This is a genomic window from Micrococcus cohnii, from assembly GCF_014205175.1.
Lineage (GTDB): Bacteria > Actinomycetota > Actinomycetes > Actinomycetales > Micrococcaceae > Micrococcus > Micrococcus cohnii.
In genome coordinates, this window is record NZ_JACHNA010000001.1 from 210,107 (window position 1) to 223,216 (window position 13,110).

The window sequence follows — 13,110 nt, forward strand, 5'->3', positions numbered from 1 at the left end:
TCACGGATATGACGCAGCCACACCACGACGTGCACGCCGAGCTAACCGCCGACCAGCTCGTCCGCCTCACCGCGCTGCAGATGGCCGAGCGCCTGCGTGCGGGCACCACCACCGCGGTGGAGCTCGTGCAGGCCCACCTGGACCGCATCGCCGCGTTCGACGGCGACCCGCGCGCCGATGCCGCCTCCGACCGCGGCGTGCGTGCGTTCCTGCACGTGAACGCGGAGGAGGCGCTCGCCGATGCCGCCGAGGTGGACCGCATCCGCGCCGCCGGTGGCACCGAGGCCGAGTCCCTGCACCCGCTGGCCGGCGTGCCCGTGGCGGTGAAGGACAACATCGTCACCGTCGGTCAGCCGACCACCGCCGCCTCGATGATGCTCGACGGGTGGATGAGCCCCTACGACGCGACGGTCGTGACCCGGCTGCGGCAGGCCCGCATGCCGATCCTCGGCAAGACCAACCTCGACGAGTTCGCCATGGGCGGCTCGACCGAGCACTCCGCGTTCGGTATCACCCGCAACCCGTGGGACGGCGACCGGGTGCCCGGCGGATCCGGCGGCGGGTCGGCGGCGGCGGTGGCCGCGTTCCTGGCTCCGCTGGCCCTGGGGTCGGACACGGGCGGTTCGATCCGCGAACCCGCCGCGTTCACCGGCACCGTCGGCATGAAGCCGACCTACGGCGCCGTGTCCCGGCACGGCGTGATCGCGATGGCGTCCTCACTCGACCAGGTGGGCCCGGCGGCTCGCACCGTCGCGGACGCGGCCGCGCTGCAGCAGGTCATCGGCGGACACGACCCGCTCGACTCGACCTCGCTGCCGGAGGCTCTCGGCGACCTCGGGGCCGCCGTGGCCGCTGGTTCCGGGCGGTCGAACCTGGCGGGCCTGCGCGTCGGCGTCATCACCGACCAGCCGATGGAGGGCTACCACCCGGGCCTGCGCGAGGCGTTCGAGCAGCGCGTGGCCCAGCTGCGCGAGGCCGGCGCCGAGATCGTCGAGGTCTCGTGCCCGCACTTCTCCGCCGCACTGGGCGCGTACTACCTGATCATGCCCTCGGAGGTCTCCTCCAACCTGGCCCGCTTCGACGGAGTCCGCTACGGCAACCGCGTGGTGCCCGACGGCGGCGGCACGATCGAGCAGGTCATGGCGGCCACCCGCGCCGAGGGTTTCGGCGACGAGGTCAAGCGCCGCATCATCCTGGGCACCTACGCCCTCTCCGCCGGCTATTACGACGCCTACTACGGTTCGGCGCAGAAGGTCCGCACCCTCGTGCAGCGGGACTTCGCCGAGGCGTTCGAGCAGGTCGACGTGCTGCTGACCCCGGCCTCGCCACATCCGGCGTTCCCGCTGGGCGAGCAGGTCGACGACCCGCTGGCCATGTACCTCAACGACTACACGACGATCCCCGCGAACCTGGCCGGTGTGCCGGGCGTCTCGGTGCCCGGCGGCCTGGTGGACGGGCTGCCGTGGGGCCTGCAGCTGATGGCGCCCGCCCGCGAGGACGCCCGCCTCTACGAGGTGGGCGCGGCCGTCGAGGCTCTCGTCGAGCGCCATGAGCCGGCCCCGGTGTGGGCGCGGATCCCCGAGACCGAGCGCGGCGTGGCCCGCGCGACCGCGACGACCGCAGGAGGCCAGCAGTGAGCCGCGCAGAAGAGACCATGGACTTCGCCGAGGCGATCGAGCGGTTCGACCCGGTCCTCGGCTTCGAGGTGCACGTCGAGCTGAACACCGCGACGAAGATCTTCTCGTCCGCGCCGAACGCCTTCGGCGACGAGCCCAACACCAATGTGACCCCGCTGGACCTCGGCCTGCCTGGCACCCTGCCGGTGCTCAACCGGGAGGTCGTGGAGTACGCGATTCGCCTGGGCCTGGCCCTCGACGCGACGATCGCGCCCTCGTGCCGCTTCGCCAGGAAGAACTACTTCTACCCGGACACCCCGAAGAACTTCCAGACCTCGCAGTACGACGAGCCGATCGTCTACGACGGTCATCTGGACGTGGAGCTCGAGGACGGCGAGGTGTTCCGCGTCGAGATCGAGCGCGCGCACCTCGAGGACGACGCCGGCAAGCTCACCCATCAGGGCGGCTCCGGCCGCATCCAGGGCGCATCGAGCTCGCTGGTGGACTACAACCGGGCCGGCGTTCCGCTGATCGAGATCGTCACCCGGCCGATCGTGGGTGCCGGGGCGCGGGCACCGGAGATCGCACGCGCCTACGTGGCCGCGCTGCGCGACATCGTCAAGGCGATCGACATCTCGGACGCCCGCATGGAGCACGGCAACGTGCGCTGTGACGCGAACGTGTCGCTGATGCCCAAGGGGTCGGACACCTTCGGCACCCGCACCGAGACCAAGAACGTGAGCTCGACCCGTGCCGTGCAGCACGCCGTCACCCACGAGATCCAACGCCAGGCGGCGCTGCTCGCCGCGGGCGGCAGCGTCACGCAGGAGACGCGTCACTGGCACGAGGACACGCGCACCACCACCTCGGGGCGGCCGAAGTCCGACGCCGACGATTATCGCTACTTCCCGGAGCCGGACCTCGTTCCGGTCGTCGTGGACGAGGCGTGGATCGAGCGCGTGCGCGCCGACCTTCCGGAGTTGCCGGCGGTGCGGAACAAGCGGCTCAAGGCCGAGTGGGGCTACTCGGACGAGGAGTTCCGCGATGTCGTCAATGCCGGCGTCCTCGACGAGATCGTCGCGACGGTCGAGGCCGGAGCCACGGCCGCCGCGGCGCGCAAGTGGTGGATGGGCGAGATTGCTCGACTGGCCAATGTCCGCGACTGCGCCGTGGCCGACCTGGGCGTCGAGCCGGGGCACGTCGTCGAGGTCGAGGAGCTCATCGCGGCCAAGACCATCAACGACAAGATCGCCAAGCAGGTGCTCGGGCACGTCGCCGACGGTGAGGGCGCGCCGAAGCAGATCGTCGAGGACCGGTCTCTGGCGGTGGTGTCCGACGACGGCGCGCTCACCGAGGCCGTGGACGCGGCCATCGCGGAGAACCCCGATGTGGTCGAGAAGATCAAGGGCGGCAAGATGCAGGCCGTCGGTGCTCTGATCGGCCCGGTCATGAAGGCCACACGCGGGCAGGCCGACGCCGGACGCGTCCGCGAGATCGTGCTCGAACGTCTCGGCGTGGGCTGAACCCGTCGCCACCTCCTGCGACGAGGGTGCAGTCGTGGTCGCCTCAGAGTCTGCGAGGCGACCACGACTGCACCCTCGTCTGATGCTGGGCGACTCGGCCCTCGCAGCGAACACCGCGTACAGTGCTCCTCGTCACCATGACGTCGACCACCTCGCCGTTCCTCGAGAGGACCTGCCTGTCCCATGAAGGCCCTGTACAAGCCCGGACCCCATGCCGGCTTCGAGTTCACCGACCGTCCCGAGCCCGACTGCGGCCCGGCCGATGTGAAGATCTGTGTGCACACCACCGGCATCTGCGGCACGGACCTGCACATCGAGTGCTATGACGCCGCGGCCGAGGCCATGATCCAGGCCCCGATGATCCCGGGCCACGAGTTCTACGGCGAAGTCGTCGAGGTCGGCGACCTCGTCGAGCACGTGCGGGTGGGCCAGCGCGTCTCGGGCGAAGGGCATCTGGTGTGCGGCATGTGCCGCAACTGTCGTGCGGGACGGCGGCAGATGTGCATCAACACGGTCTCCGTGGGGGTGCAGCGCGACGGCGCGTTCGCCGAGTATGTCGTGATCCCCGAGGCGAACGTGTGGGTGCATCGCGATGAGCACATCACGGCCGAGCTCGGCGCGATCTTCGACCCCCTAGGCAACGCCGTGCACACCGCCCTGAGCTTTCCGCTGGTCGGCGAAGACGTGCTCGTCACGGGCGCCGGGCCGATCGGGCTGATGTCGGTGGCGATCGCCCGCCACGCCGGCGCCCGGTTCATCGCGATCACAGACGTGTCCGCGCAGCGCCTCGCGCTGGCCGCACGCATGGGCGCCGACGCGACGATCGACGTCTCGGCCCAGCGCGTCCACGAGGCCCAGGGGTCGTTGGGCATGCTCGAGGGCTTCGACGTCGGGCTCGAGATGTCGGGCCGCGCGAGCGCTCTGCAGGAGATGGTGGCCAATATGAACCACGGCGGGAAGATCGCCCTGCTGGGCCTGCCCGCCGAGGAGATCTCGATCGACTGGCAGTCCGTCGTCACGCATATGCTCACGATCAAGGGGATCTATGGTCGTGAGATGTTCGAGACGTGGTACGCGATGTCCGCGATGCTGCAGACCAATGAGGCTCTGCGCGCGAACGTCGAGTCCGTCATTACCGACGTGATCGACGCACCCGACTGGAAGCGGGGCTTCGATACCGCCCGTGCCGGGGCCACCGGCAAGATCGTCCTGGACTGGAGGAATCTCTGATGTACGCGTTCAAGGAACAACTGGCCGCCGAGCTCGACGAGTTGCGAGCGGCGGGGCTCTACAAGCACGAGCGGGCCATCACCACGGCCCAGTCGGCCCGCGTCTCGGCCCGCGCGGCCGACGCCGAGGACGGCCGGAGCAGGCCCGTGCTGAACTTCTGCGCCAACAATTACCTGGGCCTGGCCAACGACGAGCGGCTGATCGAGTCCGCGAAGCGCGCGCTCGACGAGCGGGGCTTCGGCATGGCCTCGGTGCGTTTCATCTGCGGCACGCAGGATCGCCACGTCGAGCTCGAGCGCCGGGTCTCAGCCTTCTTGGGCACCGACGACACGATCTTGTTCTCCAGCTGCTTCGACGCGAACGGCGCGGTGTTCGAGCCGCTGTTCGGCCGTGAGGACGCGATCATCTCCGACGCGCTGAACCATGCCTCGATCATCGACGGTGTGCGCCTGTCCAAGGCTCACCGGTTCCGCTACGCGAACCGAGATATGACCGAGCTGCGGGCCCGCCTCGACGAGGCCAAGACCCTCAACGACGGCGCGGGGGCCCGCCGCACGGTGATCGTGACCGACGGGGTGTTCTCGATGGACGGCTACCTGGCCCCGCTGCGGGAGATCTGCGACCTCGCTGACGAGTACGGGGCCCTGGTGATGGTGGACGACTCGCATGCGGTGGGCTTCATGGGCGCCACCGGCGCGGGCACTCCGGAGCACGCGGGCGTGTCCGATCGGGTCGATATCTACACCGGCACCTTCGGCAAGGCCCTGGGCGGTGCCTCGGGCGGCTACGTGGCCGCACGGCAGGAGATCGTCGATGTGCTGCGTCAGCGCGGTCGGCCCTACCTCTTCTCCAACTCGATCGCGCCGGCCATCGTCGAGGCGACCATCACGGCGCTCGAGCTGCTGGAGAGCTCGGGTGAGCTGCGCGCGGCCTTGTTCGAGAATGCCGCCCTGTTCCGCCGCCGCATGGACGAGGAGGGGTTCGAGCTGCTCGAGGGCGAGCACGCGATCATCCCGGTGATGTTCGGTGACGCGGCTCTGGCCGCGCGGATCGCCGAGGCGATGCTCGACCAGGGTGTCTACGTCACCGCGTTCTCCTACCCGGTGGTGCCGAAGGGACAGGCGCGCATCCGCGTGCAGCTCTCCGCTGCGCACTCTGCCGAGGACGTCGAGGCGGCCGTGCAGGCGTTCGTCGCCGCCCGTGAGGCCGTGCAGGGCTGAGCCGACCCCGGCTCCACTGCGACGAGGGCGCAGTTGTGGTCGTCTCACCGACGCTGAGGCGACGACGATTGCACCCTCGTCGGGGAGGGGCTCAGCGTGCCGCGGCGTGCACGATGCGCGGCAGCGTCGTGCGCAGCAGCTTCGCCCAGCGCAGCGGCCGACCGGTCGTCTCGTGACGGGCACATGCGTCGTCGAGGGCGTCGAGACTCGCCGCGGCCAGCCACACACGGGCCCGGGCGGCCTCGGCGGGTGAGGCGGCGACGGCGTCGATCTGCCGCTTTCCGTGCCAGAGCCCGAGGTAGGCGAGGTTCCGTGCGGGGTCGCCGGCGTGGGCGAGGTCCCAGTCGAGCACGCCCCGCAGCCGCCACTCGACGCCGGGAGCCCCGTCGGTGTCGCGCCCGCCCGGCCGGGGCTGCCACAGCATGTTGTGCCCGGCCAGATCGCCGTGGACCAGCCCGGGGGTGACCGGCGGCGTCTCATGCCAGCGTCGGACTCTGTCGAGCACGGCCCGCACGGTTGGCTCCCACGGTCGAGGGAGCCCGTCGAACGCGGAGGACGCCGCGACGTCCCTCTCCGCCAGAAATCGGGGCAGGCCGAGCACACGCTCGACGCGCTCGTCCGTCCACGGGCCGCGGAAATCGTGCGGTCCGCCCAGCTGCGGCGCCAGGTCCGGCGCCGTGACGTCGACGGCGGCGAGCGCATCGAGCACCCACCGCAGCGTCGCCGGGTCGCCGTCGTGCGGCGGGTGAGCCTGCCCGGGGACGAAACGCTGGAGCACGGCGGCGGTGAGCGGCTCGTCATCCTCGCGGGTGCAGACCACCTCCGTCAGCGGCTCGGGCAGGGCGAACGGTGGCCGCTGAGCGGCGAGGGCCTCGAGCAGGCGCATGCGTCGGGGCAGGTGCGCGGCCGGAGAGTTCCGTCGCGACCAGCTGGAACCCGGGGCGGCCCCGGCCTCCTGCAGCCGGGTCATCCGCAGCACCGCGACGTCCGGCACGACGAGCACGCGATGGAACTGGCCGGATTCCTCGACCCGGCCGGAGCGCGGGTCGGCGCCGGCCACCGCGTCCGCGACGGCGTCGGGGACGGTCGGCCTCAGGCGCTCGGCCAGGGTGTGCCATAACTCGATCTCGACGGGGTCCGGATCCGAGGCCATGTTCGCCAACCTACACTGGCGGCCGTGATCAGCTCCGCCTCCGCCAGGCCCATGCCGCAGCCCCGGTCCGACGCGCACGAACGCCGAGCCACGGGCGCCCTGCCCGCCCCGAGCGCGCGCGTGGTGCGCTGGGAGATCGCGATCGTGCTGGGTCTGAGCCTTGGCCGGGCGGCGGTCTACGCCGTCGTCGAGCTGCTGGAGAAAGCCACGCGCGCTCCGCTGTCCGACCAGTCCACCGTGCTGAACCCGTCGTTGGCCGAGCGGCCGCTGTTCGACCTGGTCCACCAGTTGCTCGGCATCGGCTTCGCGTTCGTGCCCGTGGCGCTCGTGCTGCACCTGACGTGGCTGCACGGTCGGAACCCGTTCCGGGCGTTCGGCCTGGACCTGCGCCGTCCCGGCCGCGACCTCGCGTGGGGCGTGGGCCTGTTCTTGATGATCGGCGTGGGCACGCTGGCCGTCTACGCGGCGGGCCGCGCTGCCGGTGTGACGACGGCGATCGTCGGCACCGGTCTGGGGGAGCAGTGGTGGTCGGTGCCCGTGCTGCTGCTCAACGCGGCCCGGCACGCGCTGGTGGAGGAGGTGATCGTCGGGGCCTGGCTGGTGGACCGGCTCGGCTGGCTGCAGCAGCTGCGCGCCGCCGGCCAGCACCGCGCCCCCGTGCCTCGCCTGGCCGATCCCGTACGCACCTCGACGGGCGCGTTCCTGCCGACTCGGCTGCTCAGCGCGGTGCTCGCCCTGGCGCTGCTGCGCGGGGCCTACCACCTGTATCAGGGCGTCGGACCGGGCATCGGCAACGCGCTCATGGGCGTCGCGTTCGTCCTGGTCTTCGTCCGGTACGGCAGGGTCGCCCCGCTCGTGCTCGCACACCTGCTGCTCGACGCGGCCGGTTTCGTCGGCTACCCGCTGCTGGCGCGGGCGGGGCTGCTCGGCTGAGCCGCCCGGTCAGAGCGTGACGGTGCCCTTCGGCGTCTGCACGGTGACGGACAGCAGGCCCGGGGTGCCGGAGGGGGCGACGAACTCCATCGTGAGGTCCTCGACGTTCTGCTCCGGCTCGTCCAGGCCCAGCCACGAGCGCACCCGCTCCTCAGAGCCGGCCAGGCTCACGGATACCAGCTCGCCCTGCGGCTCGGCGGCGCGGGAGGGGTGCAGGTCCTCGGTGCCGTCGTCCCAGCGCAGGATGTAGGGGACCTGGGGGTCGGCGAGCAGACCCTTGATGCCGATCTGCTGCCACGTCAGTTCCCGTCCGTCCGGGAACTTGCGGTTGCCCGGCACGGAGGCGCGCCCGAGGCGCTCTTCGAACGGGGCGAGGTCGTCGGTCGCGACGACCCAGCCCATCCAGCCGCCGCCCTGTTCGGAGCGGGCGCGCACAGCCTGGCCGAACGGGGCGTTGTCCGAGGCGGGGTGGTCGAGTACCTCGACGACCTCGAGGTACTGGTTCCGACGCAGTGGGAACAGCACGTTGCGGGTGCCGAAACGGGGGTGGATGCCGCCCTTGACCCGGTCCATCCCCAGCGCCTCGGCGATCTTCTCGACGGTGGCGTCGAGTCCCTCGGGGCCGGCGGCGTAGGAGACGTGGTCCAGTCGGATGCTGCTCACGGGGCGCGGTTCCTCTCGTGCGGCCGCCTCGAGTCTCCTCGGGCGGGGCTGGCGTCGCGGATGCGTCGCGACGTCGGATATCGGCAGCCGCGGCGCGCGCGGCCGGTGGTCGGCTCAGGCTAACGTCGTGTGACGCGCGCCGTGAAATCAGACACGTCCCCGCCTAGCGTCGCTGCCCACCGGCCCCAGGGGCACCGCCCTCGGGTGCAGAGGCGACAGCACAGAGGAGACACGGCTATGACCAACAAGCACCACCTGACTCCGGACGGCGGGCGCGCCCGGGACGAGGGCCTGGGGTTCAGCACCCGTCAGATCCACGCGGGCGTTCCCAGGGACACGCCGACGGGCGCGACGGCCCTGCCGATCTTTCAGAGCACCTCCTTCGACTTCCCAGATTCGCAGACGGCGGCCGACCGGTTCGCGCTCGCCGACCTCGGCCCGCTTTACACGCGCATCGGCAACCCGACCCAGGAGGCGGTCGAGAACAAGATCGCCGCGCTCGAAGGCGGCGTCGGGGCGCTGCTGGTGGCCTCGGGGCAGGCGGCCACGACGGTTGCGATCCTCAACCTGGCCGGGGCCGGCGACCACGTCGTCGTCTCAGCCTCGCTCTACGGCGGCACACAGAACCTGTTCAAGCACACCCTGGCCCGCGTTGGGATCGAGACGACGTTCGTCGAGCGGCCCGAGGACCTCGAAGCCTGGCGAGCGGCGGCGCGTCCGGACACGAAGGCCTTCTTCGGTGAGTCGCTGGGTAACCCGCGCGGCGATGTGCTGGACGTCGCCGGTGTCGCGGCGGCCGCGCACGAGGTCGGCGTCCCCCTGATCGTGGACAACACGCTGGCCACGCCGTACTTGCTGCGGCCCCTCGAACACGGTGCGGACGTCGTGATCCATTCCGCCACCAAGTACCTGGGCGGGCATGCGGCGGCCATGGGTGGGGTCATCGTCGACGCCGGCCGCTTCGACTACGGTGCCGAGCCGGGCCGGTTCCCCGGCTTCACTGAGCCGGACGAGTCCTACAACGGGACGGTGTTCTCGCGGGACCTGGGCGTCGACGGCCCGTTCGGGACGAACCTGTCCTACATCCTCAAGGCCCGCGTGCAGCTGTTGCGGGACTACGGCTCGGCCATCTCCCCGTTCAACGCGTTCCTGCTGAACCTGGGCCTGGAGACACTCTCGCTGCGCGTGCGCCAGCACGTGGCCAATGCGGCCGCGGTGGCCGCATTCCTCCAGGCGCATCCGCAGGTGGACTCCGTCGTGTACCCGGGACTCGAGTCCAGTCCTTGGTACGAGGCGGCCCGGCGCTACCTGACCGAGGGGGCGGGCGGGATCGTGTCCTTCCGGATCGTCGGCGGGCGCGAGGCCGGCGCGGCGTTCGTCGACGCGCTGAGACTGCACCACCACGTGGCCAATGTGGGCGATGTGCGCTCACTGGTGATCCACCCGGCCTCGACGACGCACTCGCAGCTGAGCGATCAGGAGCAGCGCCGCGCCGGCGTCGACCCCGGGCTCGTGCGGCTCTCGGTGGGCCTCGAGGACGTGGCGGACATCCTGGCAGATCTCGCGCACGGCTTCGAGGCGGCGGCGCGTTGACCGTGACCGGGCTGCACGCCTCGTCCGAGTCGGGCACGTCCCCGCGCCGATTGCCGACCGGTGCCCGCGGGCACGCCGAGATCGGCCCGGTGGACCTGGAGACGGGTGGCCGCCTGGACGCCGTGACCGTGGCCTACGAGACCTGGGGCGAGTTGGATGCCGACGGGAGGAACGCCGTGCTCGTGCTGCACGCGCTCACCGGCGACGCCCATGTCGCTTCGCACGCTGCGGACCCGTCCGCCGGCTGGTGGGAACAGCTCGTCGGGCCCGGGCGGGCAGTCGACACAGACCGATGGTTCGTCCTCGCCCCGGCGATGATCGGCGGCTGTCACGGCTCGACCGGGCCAAGCTCGCCGGCCGCTGACGGCCGACCCTGGGGGTCGCGGTTCCCGTTCCTGACCCTGCGCGACGCGGTCGCGGCCGAGGCCCGGCTCGCCGACGTGTTGGGCGTCGAGCGGTTCCACGCCGTGATCGGCGGGTCGATGGGCGGCGCCCGGGCCCTGGAATGGGCCGTGACGCAGCCCGAGCGCGTCGGCGGCGTCGGCGTGTTCGCGTCGACGGCCGCGTCCTCGGCCGAGCAGATCGCGGTCGCGCAGGCCCAGTGCGCAGCGATCCGGCTGGATCCGTGCTTCGCCGGGGGCGACTACTACGGCGGACCGGCTCCTGAGGCGGGACTGGGGCTGGCCCGGCGCATCGCGCATGTGACCTACCGCTCCCGCGCTGAGCTGGCCGAGCGCTTCGGCCGCCACGCCCAGCCGGGGGAGGACCCGTTCGGCACCGTGGCCGGGGCGCGGGTCGGGCGTTATCAGGTGGAGTCGTATCTGGACCATCAGGCGGCCAAACTCGTCGACCGCTTTGACGCGAACAGCTACCTGACGCTCACCGAGGCCCTGATGAGCCACGACGTCGGCCGCGGCCGCGGCGGCGTGGCCGCGGCCCTGGCCCGGTTCAGCGGCCCGGCGTTCATCGCCGCCGTGGACTCGGACCGCCTCTACCTGCCCGCCGAATCCGAGCGACTGGCCGCGGCGCTGCCCGGGGCCGAAGGCGTGCACGTGATCCGTTCCGACATCGGTCACGACGGATTCCTCACCGAGTACACGCAGGTGGCCGACCCGCTTGCCCGCGCCCTCGCCCTGCTCTGACCGGGGCCGCCGGCCGGCCGTCGCCACCACGGCCGGGCGGGCGCTCAGCCGTCCGGGTTCGATCCCTGCGGCATGCGCTCGCCGAACAGGGGCGCCGGAACGGGCCGCTTGGGCTCGATTCCGTCACCGGAGGACACGCCGCGGATGCGTCGGACCACCCACGGCATCAGGTGCGTGCGGGCCCAGGCCCGGTCCTCGGCACGGGCCTGGCGCCACGTCCGGGGCACCGGCGGCCGGGCCTCGTGACGTTCGAGTCCGTGGGAGACGCCGAGGGTCTCGAGCACCATCGCGGCGATCCGGTGGTGGCCCAACGCCGAGAAGTGCAGTCGGTCCTCGGCCCACATCTGCGGTCGGGCGAGCTCCTTGAGGGACCACATGTCCGGCACGAGGGCGTCGTGTCGCGAGGCGATCGTGCGCACGTTCTCGTTGTAGATGGCCACGCGTCCGCGCAGCCAGCCGATCACGGGGGTGCCCTTGATGTCGGTGGCGTTGAACAGCAGAACGGTGGCCCCGGTGGCGGCGACCCGGGCCACGACCGCGTCGAGGCGTCGGGCGACCTCGTCGGGATCAGCCCGACGCAGGATGTCGTTGCCCCCGGCGCAGACGCTCACCAGGTCCGGAGAGAGGGCGACGGCGTCGTCGACCTGCTCCGCAGCGATCTGGTCGAGCAGTTTCCCCCGCACGGCCAGGTTCGCGTACGAGAACGGCTCCGGCCCGTCGGCCAGCCGGGCGAGCTCTTCGGCGACCCGGTCGGCCCATCCGCGGTGGTAGCCGGGACGGTGAGGGTCTGGGTCGCCGATGCCCTCGGTGAACGAGTCTCCCAGGGCGACGTAGCGACGCCATGGGTGGGCGGTGGAGAACCGGTCGGAGTCGTCGATGTGCATGCACACATTGTGGCCCTGCCGGTCGGTGGGCTCGACCCCGTGCCTCCGGGGCGCCCCGCGTGCTGTCCGGCCGTCGATAGGCTGGGGGCATGACTGCCCAGAGCACCCCGCGCGCCGAGTCCGCCTCCCGCCTCCGCGACGAGTTCACCGTCCGCTGGTCTCGTCCCGAGGGCGAGCGCACCGGACACCTGCTCGTCGTCCTCCACGGTTACGGCGCCGACGAGAACGACCTGTTCTCTCTGTGCCGCGAGGTCCCCGAGCGGATCACGGTGGCCAGCCTGCGCGCTCCGCTGGGCCTGCCGACCGGTGGGTACGCCTGGTTCCCGCTCACTGAAGGCCTGGACACGGACCCGGCCTTGCTGCGGCGCGTGATCGAGGCGACGCACGCGTGGGTCGACGAGGTGCGTGAGGAGTTCGAGTCCGTCTCGCTGCTGGGCTTCTCGCAGGGCATGGCGGTGGCCACCTCGCTGCTGCGCCGGGATCCCGCCGGCTTCGCGTGCACCGTCGCGCTGAGCGGCTTCGTCGTGGACCCGCAGGCTCAGGTGCCCCAGCTGGCGGGCGCGTTCCGGCCCGACGGCGAGGTCGCCGCGGCGAAGCCGAAGGTGTTCTGGGGCCGCGACCAGGACGACCCGGTCATCCCCGAGGAGCTGGTGGCCCAGTCCCACGCGTGGCTGAACGAGAACGTGGATTTGATGAAGATCGTCTACACCGGCACCGGGCACGGCATCGGTCCGCAGGAGATCGGGCACATCGTGGAGTACCTGGACCAGTTCGTCCCCGGGCGCGGCTGAGTCCTGACGGTCCAGAGCTGTCCGGTCGGACCGCCCGGGCCGTCAGGGCGGGGCTCAGGCGCGGCTGGCGGCCACGACGAACGCCTCGCCGGCGAACTCGACCACGTCCCCGTCGCGCAGCTGGGCCCCGCGCTGGGTGCGCACCTGGCCGTTGACCGTGACCTCGCCGGCCTCGATCACCTCGCGTGCCATCGCGCCGTCGTCGACGAGGGCGGCCAGCTTGAGGGCCTGCCCAAGCCGGATCATGTCGTCTCGCAGCGGCAGCGACTCGGCGTGGGCAGGCGCGTCGGAGGTGGTGGCGGCGTGGTCATCGCGGTTGGTCATGCCCCTGATTGTCCCCGGTAGGGTGGCCTGCGAACCAC

The 13,110-nt window shown here is 71.6% G+C and carries 12 protein-coding genes; 8 read left to right on the forward strand and 4 right to left on the reverse strand.

Annotated elements, in window-relative coordinates; all coding sequences use genetic code 11:
* Positions 1–8 precede the first annotated feature (8 nt).
* From gatA to HDA30_RS00930, 4 genes are all read left to right on the forward strand, one after another.
* Entirely contained in the window at positions 9–1,637 is a 1,629-nt protein-coding gene (gene gatA / locus HDA30_RS00915; RefSeq protein ID WP_184240811.1) for an Asp-tRNA(Asn)/Glu-tRNA(Gln) amidotransferase subunit GatA, read from the forward strand.
* Positions 1,634–3,139, forward strand: coding sequence for an Asp-tRNA(Asn)/Glu-tRNA(Gln) amidotransferase subunit GatB (gene gatB, locus HDA30_RS00920; protein WP_184240812.1), 1,506 nt, complete (start codon positions 1,634–1,636; stop codon positions 3,137–3,139). Before gatA ends, gatB begins: the two co-directional genes overlap by 4 nt.
* A 183-nt stretch (positions 3,140–3,322) precedes the next feature.
* The gene (gene tdh, locus HDA30_RS00925) at positions 3,323–4,369 is read left to right on the forward strand and encodes an L-threonine 3-dehydrogenase (protein WP_184240813.1); all 1,047 of its coding nucleotides are present in this window, start codon (positions 3,323–3,325) and stop codon (positions 4,367–4,369) included.
* Positions 4,369–5,589, forward strand: a complete 1,221-nt coding sequence (locus HDA30_RS00930) for a glycine C-acetyltransferase (protein WP_158495512.1) — start codon at positions 4,369–4,371, stop codon at positions 5,587–5,589. Before tdh ends, HDA30_RS00930 begins: the two co-directional genes overlap by 1 nt.
* A 91-nt stretch (positions 5,590–5,680) precedes the next feature.
* Here the strand turns inward: HDA30_RS00930 and HDA30_RS00935 are convergent, their stop codons facing one another.
* On the reverse strand, positions 5,681–6,742 hold the full coding sequence (locus HDA30_RS00935) for a phosphotransferase family protein (RefSeq protein WP_184240814.1): 1,062 nt from the start codon (positions 6,740–6,742) through the stop codon (positions 5,681–5,683).
* A 51-nt stretch (positions 6,743–6,793) separates the two neighbouring features.
* On the opposite strand from HDA30_RS00935, the gene HDA30_RS00940 reads away from it, so the two are divergent.
* A complete protein-coding gene (locus HDA30_RS00940) occupies positions 6,794–7,675 on the forward strand; it encodes a CPBP family intramembrane glutamic endopeptidase (RefSeq protein WP_184242229.1) in 882 nt (293 codons plus the stop codon).
* A gap of 9 nt (positions 7,676–7,684) precedes the next feature.
* On the opposite strand, the gene HDA30_RS00945 is transcribed toward HDA30_RS00940, so the two are convergent.
* Positions 7,685–8,338 (reverse strand): VOC family protein, encoded by a 654-nt coding sequence (locus HDA30_RS00945; protein WP_158495514.1) that lies wholly within the window; start codon positions 8,336–8,338, stop codon positions 7,685–7,687.
* Between the two features lie 237 nt (positions 8,339–8,575).
* Between HDA30_RS00945 and HDA30_RS00950 the strand changes: the two genes are divergently transcribed.
* Entirely contained in the window at positions 8,576–9,931 is a 1,356-nt protein-coding gene (locus HDA30_RS00950) for an O-acetylhomoserine aminocarboxypropyltransferase/cysteine synthase family protein (protein WP_184240815.1), read from the forward strand.
* 2 nt (positions 9,932–9,933) lie between these two features.
* Positions 9,934–11,073 (forward strand): homoserine O-acetyltransferase MetX, encoded by a 1,140-nt coding sequence (gene metX, locus HDA30_RS00955; RefSeq protein WP_425488397.1) that lies wholly within the window; start codon positions 9,934–9,936, stop codon positions 11,071–11,073.
* 44 nt (positions 11,074–11,117) lie between these two features.
* Here the strand turns inward: metX and HDA30_RS00960 are convergent, their stop codons facing one another.
* Positions 11,118–11,957, reverse strand: a complete 840-nt coding sequence (locus HDA30_RS00960) for an SGNH/GDSL hydrolase family protein (RefSeq protein WP_184240816.1) — start codon at positions 11,955–11,957, stop codon at positions 11,118–11,120.
* An 89-nt stretch (positions 11,958–12,046) separates the two neighbouring features.
* On the opposite strand from HDA30_RS00960, the gene HDA30_RS00965 reads away from it, so the two are divergent.
* Positions 12,047–12,748: an alpha/beta hydrolase gene (locus HDA30_RS00965; protein WP_184240817.1), complete on the forward strand. Its 702-nt coding sequence runs from the start codon at positions 12,047–12,049 to the stop codon at positions 12,746–12,748.
* 54 nt (positions 12,749–12,802) lie between these two features.
* Here HDA30_RS00965 and HDA30_RS00970 read toward each other — a convergent pair whose 3' ends face one another.
* Positions 12,803–13,072: an RNA-binding S4 domain-containing protein gene (locus tag HDA30_RS00970; RefSeq protein WP_184240818.1), complete on the reverse strand. Its 270-nt coding sequence runs from the start codon at positions 13,070–13,072 to the stop codon at positions 12,803–12,805.
* Positions 13,073–13,110 lie beyond the last annotated feature (38 nt).

What these genes read in the sequence shown, in the direction of transcription:
- gatA (WP_184240811.1), top strand. Translation starts at nt 9, where the DNA reads ATGACGCAGCCACACCACGACGTGCACGCCGAGCTAACCGCCGACCAG.
- tdh (WP_184240813.1), top strand. Translation starts at nt 3,323, where the DNA reads ATGAAGGCCCTGTACAAGCCCGGACCCCATGCCGGCTTCGAGTTCACC.
- HDA30_RS00930 (WP_158495512.1), top strand. Translation starts at nt 4,369, where the DNA reads ATGTACGCGTTCAAGGAACAACTGGCCGCCGAGCTCGACGAGTTGCGA.
- HDA30_RS00935 (WP_184240814.1), bottom strand. Translation starts at nt 6,742, where the DNA reads ATGGCCTCGGATCCGGACCCCGTCGAGATCGAGTTATGGCACACCCTG.
- HDA30_RS00940 (WP_184242229.1), top strand. Translation starts at nt 6,794, where the DNA reads ATGCCGCAGCCCCGGTCCGACGCGCACGAACGCCGAGCCACGGGCGCC.
- HDA30_RS00950 (WP_184240815.1), top strand. Translation starts at nt 8,576, where the DNA reads ATGACCAACAAGCACCACCTGACTCCGGACGGCGGGCGCGCCCGGGAC.
- HDA30_RS00960 (WP_184240816.1), bottom strand. Translation starts at nt 11,957, where the DNA reads ATGCACATCGACGACTCCGACCGGTTCTCCACCGCCCACCCATGGCGT.
- HDA30_RS00965 (WP_184240817.1), top strand. Translation starts at nt 12,047, where the DNA reads ATGACTGCCCAGAGCACCCCGCGCGCCGAGTCCGCCTCCCGCCTCCGC.
- HDA30_RS00970 (WP_184240818.1), bottom strand. Translation starts at nt 13,072, where the DNA reads ATGACCAACCGCGATGACCACGCCGCCACCACCTCCGACGCGCCTGCC.